Source organism: Anaerococcus sp. mt242 (genome assembly GCF_016798225.1).
Classification (GTDB): Bacteria; Bacillota; Clostridia; order Tissierellales; family Peptoniphilaceae; genus Anaerococcus.
In genome coordinates this window covers 1-20,002 of the sequence record NZ_JAEUYX010000017.1, presented here as the reverse complement: position 1 = coordinate 20,002, position 20,002 = coordinate 1, and the positions used below count along the sequence as shown (strand labels likewise).

The window sequence follows — 20,002 nt, the reverse complement described above, 5'->3', positions numbered from 1 at the left end:
TACTTTATAATCGTTCTAAATAGTTTGAAACTAAAGCAAACTTTATTACGATAATTACAAAAAGTTTTGCTTGTAAATTATTTATAAATCCTGTTATAATATAAACTGATTATATTAAAACTATAGATAAGATTTAATAATAAATCACTAAATTAAAAATAGGAGATAACAATGGAAGCTTTTAAAAAGATAACTGAAATCCTAAGTGATGGGATTTATACATGGATGCTTATACCCTTGCTTTTGGGTATAGGATTATTTTATACTTTTAAACTCAAAGCTGGGCAAATAGCAAATATTAACCATGCTCTAAAATTAATTACTTCTAAGCCAAAGGATGAGAAATCAATATCTCCCTTTAAAGCGTTTACAATTTCTGCTGCAAGCCACATAGGAACAGGAAATGTGGTTGGAGTTGCAGCTGCAATTGCAGTTGGAGGTCCCGGAGCAGTATTTTGGATGTGGATTACCGCTTTAATCGGAGGAGCATCTTCTTTTGTAGAAAACACCTTAGGACAAGTTTTTAAGGAAAGAAATGAAGATGGGTCTTTTAAGGGTGGTCCTGCATTTTACATAGATAAAACAATGAAAAAACCAGGGCTAGCAAATTTATTTTCAATAATAATATGTATTGTATATGGATTTATGTTTAATGCCATGCAAGCAAATACTATAGCATCAGGTTTTTCAAATTCCTTTAACTCTACAGCTTGGATTGTAGGATTAATAGTTGTAATTATTTCAGGTTTTGTAATATTTGGTGGCTTAAAAAGAATTACTGATATTACTTCTCTACTAGTACCTATTATGGCCTTAGCATATATTGGCCTTGTAATTTTTATTTTAATAACAAATATTACAAAAGTTCCACATATGTTTGCCTTGATTTTTGAACAAGCCTTTAATATGAAAGCAGGACTTGGTGGACTTTTTGGGACTGCAATTTTAAATGGTGTAAAAAGAGGACTTTTTTCAAATGAAGCTGGTATGGGAGCTGTGCCAAATGCATCTTCGGTTGCAGATGTTTCTCATCCAGCTAAGCAAGGATTAATTCAAGCGCTTGGTGTATATTTAGATACAATTTTAGTTTGTTCTGCCACTGCCTTTGTTATTATCATTGGCGGAGAAGAAATTTATTTAAATCCAAATTTAAAGGGGCTTGATATTACTCAAGCAGCCCTTGCAACAGAAATAGGACCTTGGGTCCAACATTTTTTAACCATTTGTGTTTTAATGTTTGCCTTCTCTTCAATCATAGGAAACTATTATTATGGGGAAAATAATATTTTAGCAATGGGTCTTGGAAATACTGGTCTTGCAATTTACAGGATTTTGGTATTGATATTTGTATTTTTAGGGGCAATTGGAGATTTTTCTGTGGTTTGGAATACAGGCGATATTTTTATGGGGATAATGGCTATTATAAATCTAATAATTTTAATGATTATTGGAAAAGTAGCTGTTGCTTGTTATTATGATTATATGAAGCAATTAAAATCTGGCAAAGATCCTGTTTTTAATCCATCAGCTATCAAGGAACTTTCCCCATACTTAGATGAAATAACAGCTTGGGATAACACAGAAAATAAAATAGACAATAGAATATGAGTTAAATCAAAAAAACTTATTGACAAAGTTGATTTTTAGAGTATACCGTGTTATACTTAAATAAGTTAAGTAGGGAAGGGAGTGTTATGCACTCCCTTTCATTATCTAAAATATATAAGAAAAATTTATAAATTTTGAGAAAAGAAGGAGTTAACATGAGTGATGTTAGAGTAAGATTTGCTCCATCTCCAACCGGTTATTTACACATCGGTGGACTTAGAACTGCATTATTTAACTATTTATATGCAAGACATACAGATGGAACAATGATTTTAAGAATAGAAGATACCGATAGAACTAGATTTGTAGAAGGAGCTTTAGAAAACTTACTTAAAGCGCTTGACTGGTCAGGTGTCGAAATCGATGAAGGTGTTATGCTTGATGAAAATGGCAAAGTTACTGAAAAAGGTGAATACGGCCCATACATCCAATCTGACAGGGTAAAAGCAGGCATCTATAACGAATATATCGATAAATTAATAGAAGAAGACAAGGCTTACTACTGCTTCTGCTCTCAAGAAAGAATAGATAAAGTACGTGACCAACAAAAAGCTGATGGTCTTACACCAAAATATGATGGACTTTGTAGATCTATTCCACTAGAAGAAGCAAAACAAAGAGTAGCAAATGGTGAAGAGTATACAGTAAGACTAAAACTACCAAAAAATCGTGATATTTCCTTTGAAGATAGAATTAAAGGAAAAATTACATTTAATACTGACGATATGGATGACCAAGTCCTTATAAAACGTGATGGCTATCCAACATATCACTTTGCAGTAGTTGTAGATGATAATGCAATGAAAATCACTCACGTAGTACGTGGTGATGAATGGATCTCATCAACTCCAAAACACGTTTACCTATACGAAGCATTTGGTTGGGATGCACCAGAATACATCCACCTACCAACTGTATTAAACGAAGATCATAAAAAATACTCAAAACGTAATGGCGATGGAATGGTAGAAGACTTTATAGAAGAAGGATACACACCAGAAGGACTAATAAATTTCCTAAGCTTATTAGGTTGGTCACCAGATAGTGAAGAAGAAATCTTTACTATGGAAGAATTAGCAAAACAATTTGACTTTGATAGGGTAAATAAAACTGGTGCTGTTTTTGATAAAAGAAAACTAGACTGGGTAAATGGACACTATGTTCGTGACCTTTCAGTAGAAGAATTAGCTGAAAAAATCAAACCGTTTATGGAAAATTCTGGACTAATTGATGAAAATTACCCAGAAGAAAACTTAAAACTCCTTGCAGAAACATGGCAATCAGCAATTGATAAATTCTCTGATGCACCAAAATTATCACAAAATTATTTCCTAGCAGATAATGAAATGGATTGGCAAGAAGAAGCTATCGAAGTATTAAAAGAAGAAGATAGCAAAAAATTAGTAGATGCTTATTTAGAAAAATTAGCTGAAGTAGACGAAATTGACGCTGACTTTGCAAAATCAATTATGAAAACTCTACAAAAAGAAACAGGCATCAAGGGTAAAAACCTATGGTTCCCAATTAGAGCAGCTATCACAGGATCAGTACACGGCCCAGATTTATCAAATGTAATGATTTTAATGGGCAAAGAAAAAATAGCAGAAAGATTAAATTACGTAAAGGAAAATTTTTAAATGAAAATTCATAACACGCTCACAAGAAAAACAGAAGAATTTGTACCAATAGAAAAAAACAAAATCAAAATGTATGTCTGTGGGCCCACTGTTTATGATTATATGCATATTGGAAATGCAAGACCTTTAGTAGTATTTGATACCTTTAGAAGATATGTAAGATATCGCGGCTATGACATTACTTATGTAGTAAACTTTACAGATGTTGATGATAAAATTATCAAAAAATCAATCGAAGAAAATATCTCTACAAAAGAAGTTACAGATAGATATATAGCTGCATTTATGGAAGATGCCAATGATTTAAACTTAGATGAAGCAAACACAATTCATCCACGCGCTACAGAAGTGATGGATGATATAATCGAATTTGTAAGTGAACTTATCAAAAAAGGCGCGGCTTACGAAGCAGATGGAGATGTGTACTTTAGAGTAGAAAAAGCAAATAATTATGGCAAACTTTCTGGAAAAAATGTAGAAGACTTAGTTCACGGAGCAAGCAATAGATTAGATAATAAAGAAGCTAGCAAAAAAGAAAGTCCAGTAGACTTTGCCCTTTGGAAAAAAACAAAGATTGACGGCGAAGTTTCTTGGGATTCTCCTTGGGGAGCTGGTCGTCCAGGTTGGCATATAGAATGCTCAACTATGAATAAAAAAATATTGGGAGAAACAATCGACATTCATGCTGGTGGAGAAGACTTAGAATTTCCTCACCACGAAAACGAAATCGCCCAATCAGAAACATTAAACGAAAAAACTTTTGCAAATTATTGGATGCATAATGGCATGATCCAAGTAGACGGTACAAAAATGAGTAAGTCACTTGGAAACTTCTTTACCCTTCACGATATTAAAAAAGAATATGATTTAATGGTGATTCGTTTCTGGCTACTTACAACCAATTACCGTCAGCCAATCAATTTTACTCGTGAAATCATAGAAGGTGCCAAAAATTCCTTAGATAGAATAAATAATGCTGTCTTTAGACTAGAAGATTTAGTAGAAAATGCTAGTGAAAATGAATTGTTTGATGATGAGCAAAATCTATTAAATGAACTTATAGATTTTGAAAATAAATTTATTGAAGTAATGGATGATGACTTAAACACAGCAGATGCCATTACAGTTTTATTTGAATTAGTAAAATTTGCAAATACAAAAGTTTCATCTGAAAATAGCAAAAAATTAATAAAATCTGTATTAGACAAGATTTTAGAACTAGAAGAAGTTTTAGGTATAGAAAACCGCCAAAAGGTAAATGCAGAAGTAGATGAGGCAAAAATTTTAGATTTTATTGAGCAAAGAAATGCTGCCAAAAAAGAAAAAGACTTCGCAAAAGCAGATGCCATCCGTGATCAATTAAAAGAAATGGGAGTAGCAATCAAAGATACCCGCGAGGGTGTAAAATGGGAGCTAATCTAATGGATAAGATTTATGGCAGAAAACCAGTTTTAGAAACAATTGATGCAGGACTTACAATTCATAAGGCCTACATTATGGATCAAAAAACTCCGATAGTAGGCAAAATTGTTGATAAGCTTTCTAAAAACAATGTGCCTATCAAATACGTTGACAAGACTTTTTTTGAAAATGTTGATATGAACCACCAAGGTGTCATGATCGAGGTGGATGAATATAAGTACGCGAGCCTAGAAGATTTAAATAATGCAAATAGACTCATACTTTTAGATAAAGTCGAAGACCCACACAATCTGGGAGCTATAATTCGTTCTGCAGAAAGCTTTGGTTTTGATGGAGTTATTATCCCAGAACACCGCTCAGCTAAGGTAAACCCAACAGTTTATAAAACAAGTGCGGGTGCTATAAATAATATAAAAGTAGTCATGGTAACAAATTTAAACCAAACTATGATAAGCTTAAAAGAAAATGGATTTTGGATCTATGGACTAGCTGGTGAAGCTAAAGAAACCATTGCCGATACAAATCTATCTGGCAAAGTTGCCCTAGTTGTAGGCAATGAAGGAGATGGACTTAGCAGACTTGTAAGAGAAAATTGCGATCTCCTAGTAAAAATCCCTATGCTTGGAAAAGTAAATTCTCTAAATGCATCAGTAGCATCAGCTTTAAGCATGTATGAGGTTTTAAGGCAAAATGGCTTTAAATAGGAGAAATATCACCATAATTGATGGTTATAATGTAATAAATGCATGGCCAAATCTATCTGATATTTCAAAATCATCCCTAGAATCTGCCAGAGAAAAATTAATCGATGAGCTTGCCGAATATAAGTCAATGTCAGGCGAAGAAATTATAATCGTATTTGATGCCTACAATCTAGATAGGCCCAAGGAGACAATATCTGAAAAATTTGGTATGAAGATTGTCTATACAAAAAGATTTCAAACCGCAGATACCTATATTGAAAAGCAAATTCTAAAAATATCTCAAAAGCACAATCTAAAAGTTGTCACAGATGATGGGCAAATCCAAATCCTAGCATCAAACAAAGGTGCTGTTAGGATGACATCAACAGAGCTTAAGTCAGAAATATATAACAATAGACGAAAAATAAATCGAAGAAAAAAACAAGATTTTAATAGAAATTTCGATTCATTTCCCTTATCCAAAGAAATGATAGAAAAAATTGACCAGATAAAAAATAATCTGGATAAAAAATAAAAACACAAGGTAAAATAAATTCAAAATAAGGGTGACATATGGATAAAATAAATTTAAAAGATGAAAGGGTAGTTGAAAGGATACGCTCTTACTTCAATGCCCAGGATATGGGCAAGGAAGAAATTGCAAATGTCCTAGAAGAACTAACCGATGAGGAAAAAGAAGAATTAATTGACTTCATCGAGGATGAAGAGATCTTAGAAGATGAAGACTATGAAGAAAAAGATGACATCGAAGAAATCGATGATATTGATGAAGATGATGATGAGGATGAGCCAAAAATAAAAAGAAGCGAGTCCACAGCCATCACACCAATTACTCGTAGCGATATGATGAAGATGTCAGATTTAACTAACGAAGAAATTGTAGAACAATTTCAAAAAGGCAATCAAAATGCACTTGCAGCCTTGGTAGAAAAAAACCAAGGTCTAGTAAGAAGCAGGGCCTCATATTTTTATAGGTCTCATGGCAATGACTTGGACTTAGAAGATTTAGTTCAATCAGGAATGCTTGGTATGATTCGTGCAGCAGAAAAATTTGACCTAACCCTAGGCTACAAATTTACAACCTATGCCTACAAATGGATTGATAAGGCCATAAGAAAAGCTATAAACAAAGAAGGGCACACAATCCGTATCCCAGCTGGAAAATATTTGAAACTTAACAAATTAAAACAAATTCTAAAGGCAAACCCAGAAGCAAGTGATGAAGAAATTTATAAAATTTTGGAAAAAGAAGGTATAGATAAAAAACAAGCAGATGATTTGTTTTTAATCAACCGCAACCAAGTAAATTCTACATCTCTTAATATAAATTTAGATAGCGAAGACTCCACAGGAGATGAGCTGATGGATATGGTAGGCGATGAATCAACACCAGTAGATATGCTTATTTTAGAGCGTGATATGGAAAATTTCCTCATGCAAGCCCTAGAACAGCTTACAGAACGCGAGAGACAAATAATCATCTACCGCTACGGCCTAGATAACGAAAAACCAAAAACCCTAGAGGAAATTGGATCTATCTATGACTTATCTAGAGAGCGTATAAGACAAATAGAAAACCAAGCCCTAGGAAAACTTAAAGAATATTCAGATGCTGAAAACTAAAAAAGATGCGAGATAATTCGCATCTTTTTTTTATAAAAAAAGGGTAAAAATGGATAAAAATCGTAAAATAATGTTGATAGTTTCCTTAGTTTATCTAGCTATATATGTATCATTTGAATTTTTAGTAGAAGATTCATACAAGTACTATAGATACTTTATGCTAGGATTTGCCCTTATATATCTAATAGATATAATAGTAAGCTCTAAAAATGAAAGTAAATAGCACCACAGAAAATTTATCCTGTGGTGTTTTTTATGAGCTTATTTAGTCTTAGATATGTATTTATACACATATATTGGAGCAATTATTGTTCCTATAATACTATTAAATCTAAACAAAATTCCACTTAAAGATCTTTTTTCCAAAGTGGATATATGTAAGGCTGGAAATACATAAGGAAGTACTATTATAGATAGGATCCTTAAAAATATTGTAATATATGTATTTAAGTTTAATTTGTCAAAGAAGACATTAAATAATCCTATAAATACTATAACTATTATCCAAGAAAATACAGTTCTCACATAATCGGAAGTTTTTGTTGGTTTTTCTATATATTGCCACAAGGCAACCTTTAGCATTTGCATATATTCCCCTTTCCTATATTATTTAATTTATCTTCTAAGTACCTTACCCGATTGGTTAAAAAATAAATAATATATAAAGAAAATGGTAAAATGCTTTGGTCTTAGTATAGTAAAAAAAAGTGAGGAATTATGGAATACGAAAAACCTTTTTTATATATAGATACAAATTTTGCAAAAGATGAGGCTCTTATGACTTATATGGCCTTTAAATCTTATGATTTTGAAATCCTTGGCATGTCTACAGCTGATGGTGAGATGAATCCAGTTTTAGCAGCAGAAAATATTGTAGGACTTTCAACTGAAGAAGGTCTATTTTTACCAGTTGCTGCTGGCAAACCTTTTAGAGATTACCATCATTTGGATAAGGAAATTTTTACAACTAGCAAAGATTATATAGAAACTATGCCAGCCTATGAAAATATAATTGATAAGGCAGAGGACTGTGGCAGACTTGATATAATTACAACCGGTAGACTAACAAATATTGCCAAGGCCCTTGATGAGGCTCCGGAAATTGAAGATTATATTTCCCATATTTTTATTTTAGGTGGGGAAACTGATGGCAGGGTCTCAGGAAATTTTATGGACGATCCTGAAGCTGTTGATAAAATATTGAATTCAAGTATAGATTTATTTTTATTGCCATTTGAGATTGCAAATGATCCACTTCTTTCAGATGAGATGATTGCTAAACTTTATGGTAAAGATAAAAATCTAGACACTATTTTAGATGAATTTAAGAACAAACCTTTAGAAAATAGACTTTTAAAAGCGCCACTGCTTTTATACCTAACCCAGGCTCCAGAAGCCTTCATCTTTGAAGAATCAGGTTTTGGTGTTATCACCAGCGACCTTGAAGGAGAAGTGGGTAGTCTTTATAGGAGTAATAGCAGAAAGAAAAATTATAGGGTAACTAGGGTAAATGAAGAAGCCTTTTATGATTTTCTTCTAGGCAGCCTATGAAAATAAAAGCTCCAGGACTTAGGATAATTAAAACTTTTTTTGCAGTGACCCTTGCTATGCTAATCTCTTCCTATAGACCAGGTGAGGGTTTGCCTTTTTATAGTGCAATTGCTGCAATTATTTGTTTAAAATCAGATGTAGAGGGAAGTAGAGATATAGGTAAAAATAGGATAATTGGAACCATGCTTGGAGGTCTTTGTGGGCTGATCTACCTTTTGATAGTACCGGCAAATACTTTACCAAAGGCTTTTGAGCTGATTTTAATTAGTTTTTTATCATCAATAATAATTTGGATAATGTCTATGGCCAATAAGCCAAAAGCAATTTCTATAATGGCCATAGTATTTTTATCAATAACAATTAACCACGGTAAGGAAGCAAATTTACCTTTTCTTTTTGCTTTCAATAGGACTTTTGACACTATGATTGGAGTAATTTCTGCAATCTTGGTAAACTGGTCAGACTTTGCCTTTAGAGAAAAATACAAAAATAAGAATAATTTATAAATTTAACTAGCTCCCAGATTTGGGAGTTTTTTTATATAAAAATCGAATAAAATCACTTTCTTGGGGTATAAGGATAAAGAAGATGTTAGTAGTTTTAAGTAAAAATCGCCATAAAAGCAGCTATAATAAAGGAGAAAATCATGAAAAATATTAAAAAAATGGCAGCACTAACTCTTGCTTTATCATTTTCATTTTTAGGGCAAGCAAGCCTAGTCAATCCAGTAAATAGCTATGCAAAAGAAGAAAGCCAGGCTAGCCAAATCATCGATTTGGGGGTTGATAAGGGCAAAGGTAAATACATCGAAGAAACTGTAAACTTAAAACAAAGCCAAGATGAAATTGAATATTTCCTTAATGAGATTAGAGATATCCGTTCTAAGCTTTGGGATTCAAACATCCCTTACGTTAGTGTAAGTCCAGATGGAACAAAAAGTGAAAGCAATAATTTGAGAGAATCAGCAGAAAAATCTGGATATACAACAATGAAAGACTATGCATTTGGGCTAAAATGGAGAACTGATTTAGAAAAAATAGCAATTCAAAGGGCTTTTGAACAAAAATACAGTGATTCATCAGATACTAGACCAGATGGATCTAATTTTAAATCAGCAACAATAAATGGTATCCACTCAGATGTTGAGATTGTCTCTAAAACAAATCTTAATGGTAATAAGATGAAGGCTTCAAGTCAATGGTCATTTGCGAATGATCAAACAGGTCAAAGCCAATATGATAAATTACTTGCAGCAAATGGGAAATTAACTCCTGAAAGTTTTGAGTTACACACTCTACTAAATCCAGGAATAAAATACATTGGTTATGCTCAACTAGCAGATGAAGAAACAAACACCCTCTATGAAGTAGTGGAATTGTCTTATGATATGAATTCAAAGATGGATTCAAGCAGCAATCAAATTACAAATCTAGTAGGTCCATACACATTATCAATAGGTGATAAAAATTATAAAAATGATAAAGATAATTCACAAAAAGATATGCTAGAGAAATTGAAAATCTCGTATTTAAATGCTCAAGAAACAATAAAGGGTGCAGAAATACTCAAAGAAACTATGCCAAATCTTTCTAGTGAAAACAGCGTAAAAATTACTGAATTAGTCAAGAAACAAAAAGAAGTTATCAAAAAAGCTGAAGCTATTTTAAAAGGCAAAGGCCTGATTTAAAAGATTAAATAATAATTAAAAGCTCAGTCCAAATATGGACTGGGTTTTAGTTGTAAATAAAAAATATATAAAGTATATTTTATTTGTTCGTTTCTGATATGATATACTCATTGAAACGGAGGTAGTAATGATTGAAGTAAAAGATTTTACAAAAAGATACAAAACTGGAAAAACTGCAGTAGATAATATTAATTTTGAAGTAAGGGATGGGGAAATATTTGGTTTTTTAGGACCAAATGGTGCAGGCAAATCATCAACCATCAAGGCCATAGTTGGTATAAATACTCCAACAAGTGGTGAAATTACTATAAATGGTATAGATATAAAAGATGACCAAATTGCCTACAAAAAACAATTTTCTTATGTTCCGGATAACCCTGAACTTTTTGAATCTTATTCGGGATATGAATACATAAATTTTCTGGCAGACATCTATGGGATAGATGAAGCTACTCGCAAGCAAAGACTTGATTATTATTTAGAATTTTTTGACATAAAGGATGCAATGTCCGATCAAATCGAAACTTATTCCCATGGTATGGCCCAAAGGCTAGCCCTAATTGGTGCTTTGATAAATGATCCAGAAGTTTTAATTTTAGATGAGCCAATGGTAGGTCTTGATGCAAAATCTGCTTACAATCTAAAACAAATTTTAAAACAACGTGCAGCAAATGGCAAGGCAGTATTTTTCTCAACTCACGTTATGAGTGTTGCCCAAGAACTTTGCGATAGGATTGCAATTATAAATAGGGGCAAGATTATTGCCATGGGTAGTTTTGATGAGATCAAATCTCAATCAAATCATAAGGAAAATCTAGAAGCAGTTTTCTTGGAGCTTACTGATGAATAATATCAAAACTATTGCAAAATACTCTCTTTGGGAAGCATTTTTCCCATATATGAAAAGAAAAAAAGCAGCAAACTTACCAGAGAATTATTTTTTAAGAATCATTTACTTCATCTTTACTTACATATTTTTATCCTACATGGTTTATATGATTATGAATATGGTGGGGATGACTTTTCTTGGAAGAGAAAATGGCGATGTGCATTATTTTACTTATTTTGGCATAATAATGAGTCTTATGATAGTGATATTTTATATACCAACTATCATTTCCAACTTTTTTTCAGATAAAAAAACAGAAGTTTATAAGACCATGCCCATTAGCCAGGGGGAACTTTTTATTGGAAAAATCATAGGCAATGTAATTTCCTATGTAGATTTCATATTATTTTTTATAATAAGTCTTGTAATTTACACAATACACAAGGGTTTTGATATAAGTGTATTGGTCTTTGGGTTAATAAATTTTATAAGCCTAATTTTGATAGTATATTCTTTAATTACATTTGTAATACTTTTGCTAATGCGTTTTACAAGCATAAATAGGCACAGAAAATTATTTAAAACCCTCGGCTATATCCTACTTTTTTCAGTAATTGGCCTTGCCTATGCCCTGCCATTAATTAGGGAAGAAAATCAAATTGGCCAAAACCTGGGGCAAATTAATAAGATTTTTGAAAACTTTTTAGGACTTAAGGACGTATTTTTTAATGCCAAATTTTTTGGGCTTGCTGTAGGTGGTGATTTGAAAAACAAAGTGATTTTTAGCTTAGTTTTATTTGCTATTTCAGCTTTGATTTTATATTTATCCTACAAGTTTGCTGATAAAAATTATTATAAGAGCTTAGAAGAGAAAACCACCCAAAAAACTGATAAAAAACAAGCTAAGAAAAACATAAATTTCAATCAAAAATCCCAAGTTTGGGCTATATTTAAAAGAGATATAAAAAATCTATTTTCAAATGTAGTTTTTATAGCTGGCGGCATACCAATGCTAATTATATTTGGATTTATGGGAGCTAGGATGGGTAAACAAATAAGTGCTGATTTGGGTAGTATGGCTTTTTTTGATCCTGAAATTAGATTTTGGGTTTTAGTGATTGGATTTTTATTGGGCCTACTAATTTGGTGCAATTCAAATATTACATCCACCGCTCTCTCCCGTGAACATACAAGTTTTTACCTATTCCAAACCCTGCCGATTGACCCTAAAAAACATTATTTCGCAAGATTATTTGCAGGCTTTTTTGCCTTTAGTATTTTTAATATTTTGCTGAGCTTAATATTTCTATATTTTGTTAGATTTGGAATTTCAAATGCTATCCTGTTTTTCCTAGGACTTAGCCTAGGATCGGTTTTAGCAAGTGCTTTTGGTCTTAGCTTGGGTAGCAAAAAAATTATTACAAATTGGAATAAGCCTGAAGAGCTCAGCAAGGGCGGAGTGATAAATATACTATATTATTTTTTAAGCCTAATTATTGTAGCTCTAATGGTGGGTCTGGGGGTATTTTTGACCCAGATATTTGCCGCAAATATATTTATAGCCTATGCAATTATGATTATAATAATGCTTGCTATGACACTATTTGTAAACGCTAGAGCTCTTAATGCCTACAAAAAAGGATTTTATAATATTAATGATTAGTACTTAAATAAAAATGAATTTTCATATGAATCTTGCAAAAAAACTAGTGTATAATGTATATGTAATATATTATATTAGGAGATAAATATGAAAAGTTATAAAAAATTAGCCCTTTCTCTTGCCCTATCATTTGTTCTATTGGGTGCAAATCCTGCATTTGCAGCAGAATCAAGACTTGATCTTGGTGTAGATACTGGAAAAGTTGCTTTTAGTGAAGAGACTTTTAGCCTAAAACAAGATGAAGCTTTAAAAAATGAAGTTTTATCTGAAATACGTGCCATAAGATCCAGATTATGGGATGAAAATATTTTATATACCCTAGAAGGATCAAACAAAAATGGTGAGCGTCTTCAAGATGTAGCAAAAGTAAATGGATTTTCTAGCAAAGAAGCCTATGTAAATGGACTTACTTGGTCAAATAATCTAGAAAGAATTGCTATACAAAGAGCTTACGAACAAACCATTACTGGACTTTCTCATAATAGACCAGACGGATCAGATAATAGCACCGCTATAACAAAAAGCGGAATCTATGCGAGTGCAGAAATCCTAGCTTCAAGTACCCAAAAAGAAGACCCAAAAAAATCTTTTGGTCAATGGGCATTTGAGCCATCAAAAATAAAAAATAACAAATCAGAATACCAATTATTGAAAGAATCAAAAGGGGTATCAAATTCTGATAATGGACACTTACACATCATTCTAGACCCAGAATTAAAACACATTGGCTATGCGGCATTAAATACAAATAGCAAATGGAATTACGGGGTAGGAGTATTTGACTTTAATATTTCAAATGTAAATGAAAACTCAGTAAATATTGTAGGAAATTATAATATATATGCTGGAGATATAGCAGATGCACCAAAAGTCGAAAACAAAACAGCAAATCCAGTAAAATTAGATGAACTTTCTCCAGAAAGCATCCAAAAATTAAGAAACACAGTTACAAATTCAAAAGAAACTATAGCTGGAGCAAAACTTTTAATGAGAACTATGCCACAATTTGTCGAAAAAAATGGAGATAAACTGAATGCATTAATAGAAAGTTCTCAAAAATTGATTGATAGAGCAGAAAAAATATTAGCTAATTATAAATAAAAGCAAAGGACAGAAGAAATTCTGTCTTTTTTTGTAGATAAATTGTGTTTTTTATTAAATTATGAGAAAATATCTATTAAAGATAATAATTTTAAAGGAGTAATTATGAAATACAAAAAATTATTAGTATCAGCATTATCAGCCTCAATATTATTTGGAGGACTCGCAAGTTCCGCTTCTGCAGATAACATTAATACAAATTCAGGTTTTTATAGGTCAAGAAGAACAAGACAAGCTTACTTGAATCTATCAGCGGATCAAAGAAGCGAAATAGATACTATTAATACCAACAATAACACTCAAATAACTCTTAAAGAAGTAAAAGCCCACGGTAAATATAGATTACCAATTGTAAAGGGGCAAAATTATTTATATGCATTTATGGATGATAGAAACAATAATGGCATGGTAGGAGAAAATGATATTTCTGCAATAGGAACAAGCCCTGTAAAAGCAGTAGAAACTATCGAAGAAATAGATGAAGATATTTCAAACCGTGATCAAGAAATTAATGAAGCAGTAGAAGAAATTATTGAAACAACTACTGAAGTTGAAAAACCAGTAGAGGAAGAAATAGAAATACAAGATCCTATTTCTAATATTTCAGAACAACAGCTAGATAAACTACAAAATGCAATTGATCAAGCAGAGGAGACCATAGCTGGAGCAAAAATTTTAATGGACACTATGCCACAATTAGCTGAAAAAAATGGTCCTGCCTTAAATCAATTAATTGAAAAACAAAATACAATTATCAGCAGAGCCAATGCCATTTTAAAAGCAAATGGTAGATAAAATTATTAAAAGCGGGGAAAAATCCTCGCTTTTATTTTTTTGTTTAATTTTATTCTCGTTTTAAATACTTATCTATTTCTAGAGAATCTTTTGCATCTATTAGCACAGTGATTTTATCACCTAATAAAATTTTATCCTCTGCATTTGGAACAAATTCATGATTATCGCGTTCTATAGACATTATTAAGATATGTCTTGGGAATTTTATTTCTTTTAGCTTTTTATCTATTACTTCAAGGCCATCAACTATTGTGTACTCAAGGATTGAGTAATTAGATAAATCTCTTTCTTGGGCTACTAATAAGTTTTTATCTTTTAACTGTCTTTCAAAAAGTGTGTCATAAATTGGATCAATTTTTAATATTTCAGCTACATAGTAAGAAACAATAACAACTACAGCTATAGATAATAAATGTTGGAAGCTTGATATCATCTCAGAAACTAAGATTACAGATAAAATTGGACTTCTGACAACTGATGCTAAGATACCAGACATGCCCAATATTATAAAGTTTATATAATATTGGTCTAAATTTATACCATTTTCAAGCATTGAAAAAATTAAAGCACCACATGATCCTCCAATGACAAGTACTGGTAGGAAAATACCGCCTTGGACTCCTGAACCATAGCAAAAAGTTGTATAAAATAATTTTATTACGAGTATTGCCAATAAATATTTTATAGGAAATCTAGTGTAGGCCATTTCTTCTAAAAGAGCATGCCCGCCACCTGTTATTTCAAAAAATGAAAATCCAATTATAATTGTAACACCCATTAGTAGGGCATATTTTAAAATATCTGAATTAATTTTCTTAAATAAGTCTTGAAATTTTATTATCATCACATTATAAAATCCGCCAACTATTCCAGTTAGAATACCAACTAATATTGCAATCCATATAAGCTTCATTGGAAGAGATTTTATAATTGCAAAGCTAAAAGATGATTCGGGACCCATTATTAAAAAAGAAATATAATTTGCAATGATAGATGCTATAAATGCTGGGAGAAGAACAAATTTTGAATATGATTTATGTAGCTCTTCTATAGCAAAAATACAACCTGCCATAGGTGCATTAAATGCTGCGGCAAGTCCAGCAGCTGCACCAGCTGTAATCATATATTTTATTTCATCTGGTGGTCTTTTTAAAATCTTGCCTACAAACTTTGCGCTTGCGCCACCCATTTGTATAGAAGGACCCTCTCTACCAAGTGAAAATCCCATGAGATTTCCAAGGCTACCACCTACAATTTTTGATATCATAGTTGGCCACTCATTCATTTTAAATTTTCCTAAGATTTCTCCACGGATTTGAGGGATACCACTTCCCCCGGATAGAGGAGCCCATTTTAATAATCTGTTTATAATAAATGAAATTATTACAGCCATAATTATTAAAATAAGCAAAGATTTAAAATCAAAGTTACTATATAAAACTTTTCTGTAAGTATCCATCTTTGAAATTATAAATCTATAAAGTACTGAAAAAAGGCCAGCGAAAGCCCCCACAATTATAGAATCTGTCAGTATTCTGAATATTAATTTTTTCTTTTTGTTAAAATCATTTTTCATCTTGTACCGACAAATTAATTTTTAGGATAAATACGATAGTTTATGCCATTTACCATCTCTACATCATATGGGCTATCAGCAAAATATCCTTTTAAAAACTCATAACGATAATCATGATATGAAGAATTTTCGCTTTTTAAATTTATATCATCATTGCTAGAAACTTCAAAGCTCTCGTGATGATCATGATCGTGGCCACCGGCACAAACATTGTTCTTTGAATCTTCTGGATTTATATCTTGGTTTTCATATTTGCTATGAAGATTATTATTTGTAATCAGATATAAATCTCCTTTTTCATCGATTTGGGCAGACATACCCCTATCACAAGGCATACCATCCAGTAAGAGCATATTTAAATCTGTAAATACTCCGTTAAAATCAGAAAAATCTTTGCCTTTTGCATTTTCCTTACCAAATGCATACATTTTTTCTTTTGTATTTTCACTATGATTTAAGGCATAGTTTAGCCTATTTTCTACTACATCAATTTTTGAATCAAGCCATCCGTGGATGTTGTCTTGATCGATAAGATCTTCTAGTGGCTCAGTTGATACTGGTTTATTTATTTTATCAACCTCACTTGTATTGCCATCTAGTAAGTAATTTGTTATCTTATCTTGAAATTTTATTTTGTCATACATCATAAAATGTATTGGACCTAAATTTTTACTCATTATATCACCTCATTTTTATTTTACTTGATATATATATGATATACTATTTAATTAGGAGGATTTATGAAAAATTTAACAACAAAAAAACTTACATACGTAGGACTTTTTGCAGCACTTACTTTTGTTTCAAATTACTTACAAATCCCTTTTGTAACTCCATTTGGCAATACCCGTTTTCATCTAGGAAATGTTTTTTGCTTACTTTCTGGAATTATTTTAGGACCTCTTTATGGTGGACTTGCTGCAGGTATAGGTCCAACTTTGTTTGATCTTTTTGATCCAGTATATTTTACATCTGCACCAACAACTTTTATAAACAAATTTGCTATGGCAGCGGTGGCTGGATATATATTTAATAAAGGATGTGATAGAGAGAATAAGACAAGACTTATCCTTGCATCTATCTTGGGTCAACTAACTTATATTATCTTGTATCTAGGCAAAACTTTTATAAAAAATTATTATATATTGAATCTAACTTTTGAAGCATCTATGGTAGAACTTGCCCAAAAAGCTGGTGTATCTTTGCTCAATGGTCTTATATCAGTAATATTTGCATCCATAATTGCGATCCCTCTCTTAAAAGCAGTCAAATTTGAATAGTTAGCTCATTATTGGGTATCTATTTTCCTAAGAGGTGACTTTATGGATTATAAGAGATTTGATAACAAAATAGTACTTAGATTAAAAAAAGGTGATAAGATTATAGAATCACTTGAAAAACTAGCCAATGAAGAAAATATTACAGGAGCTCATTTTCAAGGTATAGGTGCAGTAAATGAATTAAAAATCGGAGTCTTGCACCCGGGAAAAGATGATTATGAATGGGATATCTATAATGAAGATCTAGAAATTACTTCCCTTATTGGTAATATTACAATATTTGATCAAAAACCAATTGTACACACCCACATTACTTGTGCAGGAGAAGGATCAAAAGTAATTGGCGGTCATTTGGGAGAGGCCACTTGCTCTTTTACAGCAGAAATTTTTGTAGACTTAATAGATGGTAAATTAGAAAAACAAGCTAATTCTGAGCTTGGCATCAATATTATAGAATTTTAGGTGGATTATGCAAACTAGAGAAAAAATATTTGGAATAACTTGCCCGGCTTGTGGCCATTCTTTTGAAAACGAAATGAATACAGCAGTTTTTTCTGCAACAAATGATAGAGAACTAATATTGGCAAATCAATTTGCTATCCAACATTGTCCAAATTGCAATCACGAGTTTATTTTAAATTACAGATTTGCTTATACTGATGATGAAATCAAATTTATGCTTGTAAATGACCCACAATTTGTGGATAAAAAAGCAAGACTTGCCTTTAAATCAAGTCTTAGCCTACTAGATAGATTTCACAAAGAAGAGCAAGAAAAGTATCTTACAAGGATGACAAGTGATATTGAAGAACTTCGCGAAAAAATTGTTATTTTTGAAAATTACTTGTCAGATAAGGCAGTAGAGATCATGAAATACATCTTACTAGAAAGCAATGAACTAGCATTTGACCATGATGATGTGATTTCATTTAGATTAGTAGATGGAAACACATATTTAATAAAAACCACTGATGGTAAGGAATATACCCTAAGTTTTGTAAGAGAAGTATATAATAAAATAATTAGCCAGTACGATGGATTATTTGATGCGGAAAATGCTGAAAAAGTAGATAAAAATTGGGCTTATGAATTTTTAAAATAAACTTAAATTTAACCTTAAATTACAGTAAAATTTAAGGTTTTTTTATTGTAAAAGGTATAATTGTACCATGAAAATTTACTTGGAAAATGAAAACAAAAGAAAAAGTGTATATGATATTTTAAATATATTTTACGATGATAGCGAAATAATATTTGCCGATGAAGGTGATATTTTAATATTAGAAAATAAAGTGATTTTTAATAAAAAGAATTATGATTATAAAGATAATTATCAGCTTAAATCTACTTTGTATAACATATTAGTAAAAAAAACTAGCTACAAATCCCCTTGGGGAATGCTTACTGGATCAAAACCATCCAAGCTTTTGCAAAAGCAAAGTCCAGATCAGATAAAAGAAAAATACTTTCTTTCAGTTGAGAAACTTAATTTACTAGTAGATATCAAAAATGAACAAGATAAAATGAGATTTAATAAAGATGATTTCAATTTATATATAAATATTCCCTTTTGCCCTAGTAGATGTGATTATTGTTCTTATCCTACACTAATTGGTCTTGACCATGATAGGTCGACTTATATCGATACTTTATGTCATGAAATTGATATGATAGATTTACCTACAGATCTTGATTCAATTTATGTAGGAGGTGGAACACCATCAGACCTATCCCACTATGACTTTGAAAAATTATTAGATAAGATAAATGAGAGATTTTTCTCATTTGAGTATATCTTTGAAGCTGGTAGAGAAGACACACTTGATGAGAAAAAACTTAAGCTACTTAACAATTATGGAGTTACAGGTATTTCTCTAAATCCACAGACATTTAATAAAGAAATAATAAAATCTGTAGGACGCGCTTATGATTACAATCATTTTCTAAAAATGTATGAAAAAGCTCGAGAATTAGGATTTATAATTAATATGGATTTTATAGTTGGACTTGTTGGAGAAAGTGCAAAAAATTTTGAGAAAAACTTTGAGATATTAGAAAAACTTCAGCCAGATAATATCACATTTCACGCTTTGGCTACAAAATCCGGTAGCAAATACAGGGAAAATAATAAAAAAGGTTCCATAGAAGATTCATTGATAATTAGCAAGTCCATAAAAGATTTTACAGAAAAAAATTATTATAAAGCCTACTATCTCTACCGTCAAAAAAATATTATTTCTAATTTGGAAAATGTAGGATATCAAAAAAATAATACAGCTCAAAGATACAATATAATTATTAATGAAGAATTAGAAAATGTCATTGGCCTGGGTATGAACGCTAATACTAAGCTTATGAATGGTAAAAAATATCGCAATGCTCGTAACTTACGTGATTACACAGAAAATATAGAAAATATTATAAGGTATAAAAATATGATGATTGAATCAAATTAAAAAAGCTGACAAATAAATGAGCTGAACCCATAAACACGGAATAACTTAATAATATTTTAAGCGGAATGTA

The 20,002-nt window shown here is 31.4% G+C and carries 21 protein-coding genes; 18 read left to right on the top strand and 3 right to left on the bottom strand.

Annotation, left to right across the window (positions count from 1 at the left end; translation table 11 throughout):
• Positions 1–171 precede the first annotated feature (171 nt).
• From JNO63_RS07005 to JNO63_RS06975, 7 genes are all read left to right on the top strand, one after another.
• Complete coding sequence (locus JNO63_RS07005; protein ID WP_203127898.1) at positions 172–1,608, top strand: alanine/glycine:cation symporter family protein; 1,437 nt, start codon at positions 172–174, stop codon at positions 1,606–1,608.
• 155 nt (positions 1,609–1,763) lie between these two features.
• Positions 1,764–3,245, top strand: a complete 1,482-nt coding sequence (gene gltX / locus JNO63_RS07000; RefSeq protein ID WP_203127896.1) for a glutamate--tRNA ligase — start codon at positions 1,764–1,766, stop codon at positions 3,243–3,245.
• Positions 3,246–4,667: a cysteine--tRNA ligase gene (gene cysS, locus JNO63_RS06995; RefSeq protein ID WP_203127894.1), complete on the top strand. Its 1,422-nt coding sequence runs from the start codon at positions 3,246–3,248 to the stop codon at positions 4,665–4,667.
• Positions 4,667–5,371, top strand: coding sequence for a 23S rRNA (guanosine(2251)-2'-O)-methyltransferase RlmB (gene rlmB / locus JNO63_RS06990; RefSeq protein ID WP_203127892.1), 705 nt, complete (start codon positions 4,667–4,669; stop codon positions 5,369–5,371). Before cysS ends, rlmB begins: the two co-directional genes overlap by 1 nt.
• Positions 5,358–5,885: a YacP-like NYN domain-containing protein gene (locus JNO63_RS06985; RefSeq protein WP_203127890.1), complete on the top strand. Its 528-nt coding sequence runs from the start codon at positions 5,358–5,360 to the stop codon at positions 5,883–5,885. Before rlmB ends, JNO63_RS06985 begins: the two co-directional genes overlap by 14 nt.
• A gap of 38 nt (positions 5,886–5,923) precedes the next feature.
• Entirely contained in the window at positions 5,924–6,994 is a 1,071-nt protein-coding gene (locus JNO63_RS06980; RefSeq protein ID WP_203127888.1) for a sigma-70 family RNA polymerase sigma factor, read from the top strand.
• Between the two features lie 49 nt (positions 6,995–7,043).
• Complete coding sequence (locus JNO63_RS06975; RefSeq protein WP_203127886.1) at positions 7,044–7,217, top strand: hypothetical protein; 174 nt, start codon at positions 7,044–7,046, stop codon at positions 7,215–7,217.
• Between the two features lie 38 nt (positions 7,218–7,255).
• Here JNO63_RS06975 and JNO63_RS06970 read toward each other — a convergent pair whose 3' ends face one another.
• Positions 7,256–7,582, bottom strand: a complete 327-nt coding sequence (locus JNO63_RS06970; RefSeq protein ID WP_203127884.1) for a hypothetical protein — start codon at positions 7,580–7,582, stop codon at positions 7,256–7,258.
• Between the two features lie 129 nt (positions 7,583–7,711).
• On the opposite strand from JNO63_RS06970, the gene JNO63_RS06965 reads away from it, so the two are divergent.
• The 7 genes from JNO63_RS06965 (at position 7,712) to JNO63_RS06935 (ending at position 14,620) form a co-directional block, all read left to right on the top strand.
• Complete coding sequence (locus JNO63_RS06965; protein ID WP_203127882.1) at positions 7,712–8,545, top strand: nucleoside hydrolase; 834 nt, start codon at positions 7,712–7,714, stop codon at positions 8,543–8,545.
• A complete protein-coding gene (locus JNO63_RS06960; RefSeq protein ID WP_203127880.1) occupies positions 8,542–9,051 on the top strand; it encodes an FUSC family protein in 510 nt (169 codons plus the stop codon). Before JNO63_RS06965 ends, JNO63_RS06960 begins: the two co-directional genes overlap by 4 nt.
• 140 nt (positions 9,052–9,191) lie before the next feature.
• Positions 9,192–10,232 carry a hypothetical protein gene (locus tag JNO63_RS06955; RefSeq protein WP_203127878.1) on the top strand — a complete coding sequence of 347 codons (1,041 nt, stop codon included), beginning with the start codon at positions 9,192–9,194 and terminating at the stop codon, positions 10,230–10,232.
• 127 nt (positions 10,233–10,359) lie between these two features.
• Positions 10,360–11,082: an ABC transporter ATP-binding protein gene (locus JNO63_RS06950; protein WP_203127876.1), complete on the top strand. Its 723-nt coding sequence runs from the start codon at positions 10,360–10,362 to the stop codon at positions 11,080–11,082.
• Positions 11,075–12,724: a hypothetical protein gene (locus tag JNO63_RS06945; protein WP_203127874.1), complete on the top strand. Its 1,650-nt coding sequence runs from the start codon at positions 11,075–11,077 to the stop codon at positions 12,722–12,724. The genes JNO63_RS06950 and JNO63_RS06945 overlap by 8 nt, the downstream gene beginning before the upstream one ends.
• A gap of 87 nt (positions 12,725–12,811) precedes the next feature.
• Entirely contained in the window at positions 12,812–13,825 is a 1,014-nt protein-coding gene (locus tag JNO63_RS06940) for a CAP domain-containing protein (protein ID WP_203127872.1), read from the top strand.
• 105 nt (positions 13,826–13,930) lie between these two features.
• Entirely contained in the window at positions 13,931–14,620 is a 690-nt protein-coding gene (locus JNO63_RS06935; protein ID WP_203127870.1) for a hypothetical protein, read from the top strand.
• 49 nt (positions 14,621–14,669) lie between these two features.
• Here the strand turns inward: JNO63_RS06935 and JNO63_RS06930 are convergent, their stop codons facing one another.
• Both JNO63_RS06930 and JNO63_RS06925 read right to left on the bottom strand, forming a co-directional pair.
• Complete coding sequence (locus tag JNO63_RS06930) at positions 14,670–16,196, bottom strand: ClC family H(+)/Cl(-) exchange transporter (protein WP_203127869.1); 1,527 nt, start codon at positions 16,194–16,196, stop codon at positions 14,670–14,672.
• A gap of 14 nt (positions 16,197–16,210) precedes the next feature.
• Positions 16,211–16,873 (bottom strand): hypothetical protein, encoded by a 663-nt coding sequence (locus JNO63_RS06925; protein ID WP_203127867.1) that lies wholly within the window; start codon positions 16,871–16,873, stop codon positions 16,211–16,213.
• Between the two features lie 63 nt (positions 16,874–16,936).
• Between JNO63_RS06925 and JNO63_RS06920 the strand changes: the two genes are divergently transcribed.
• The 4 genes from JNO63_RS06920 to hemZ all read left to right on the top strand — a co-directional run bounded on the left by JNO63_RS06920 (position 16,937) and on the right by hemZ (position 19,932).
• Positions 16,937–17,476 (top strand): ECF transporter S component, encoded by a 540-nt coding sequence (locus JNO63_RS06920; protein WP_203127865.1) that lies wholly within the window; start codon positions 16,937–16,939, stop codon positions 17,474–17,476.
• Between the two features lie 42 nt (positions 17,477–17,518).
• Positions 17,519–17,938 carry a PPC domain-containing DNA-binding protein gene (locus JNO63_RS06915; RefSeq protein WP_203127863.1) on the top strand — a complete coding sequence of 140 codons (420 nt, stop codon included), beginning with the start codon at positions 17,519–17,521 and terminating at the stop codon, positions 17,936–17,938.
• A gap of 7 nt (positions 17,939–17,945) precedes the next feature.
• The gene (locus JNO63_RS06910; RefSeq protein WP_203127861.1) at positions 17,946–18,578 is read left to right on the top strand and encodes a CpXC domain-containing protein; all 633 of its coding nucleotides are present in this window, start codon (positions 17,946–17,948) and stop codon (positions 18,576–18,578) included.
• Positions 18,579–18,645: 67 nt separating this feature from the next.
• Positions 18,646–19,932: a coproporphyrinogen dehydrogenase HemZ gene (gene hemZ, locus JNO63_RS06905; RefSeq protein ID WP_203127859.1), complete on the top strand. Its 1,287-nt coding sequence runs from the start codon at positions 18,646–18,648 to the stop codon at positions 19,930–19,932.
• Positions 19,933–20,002 lie beyond the last annotated feature (70 nt).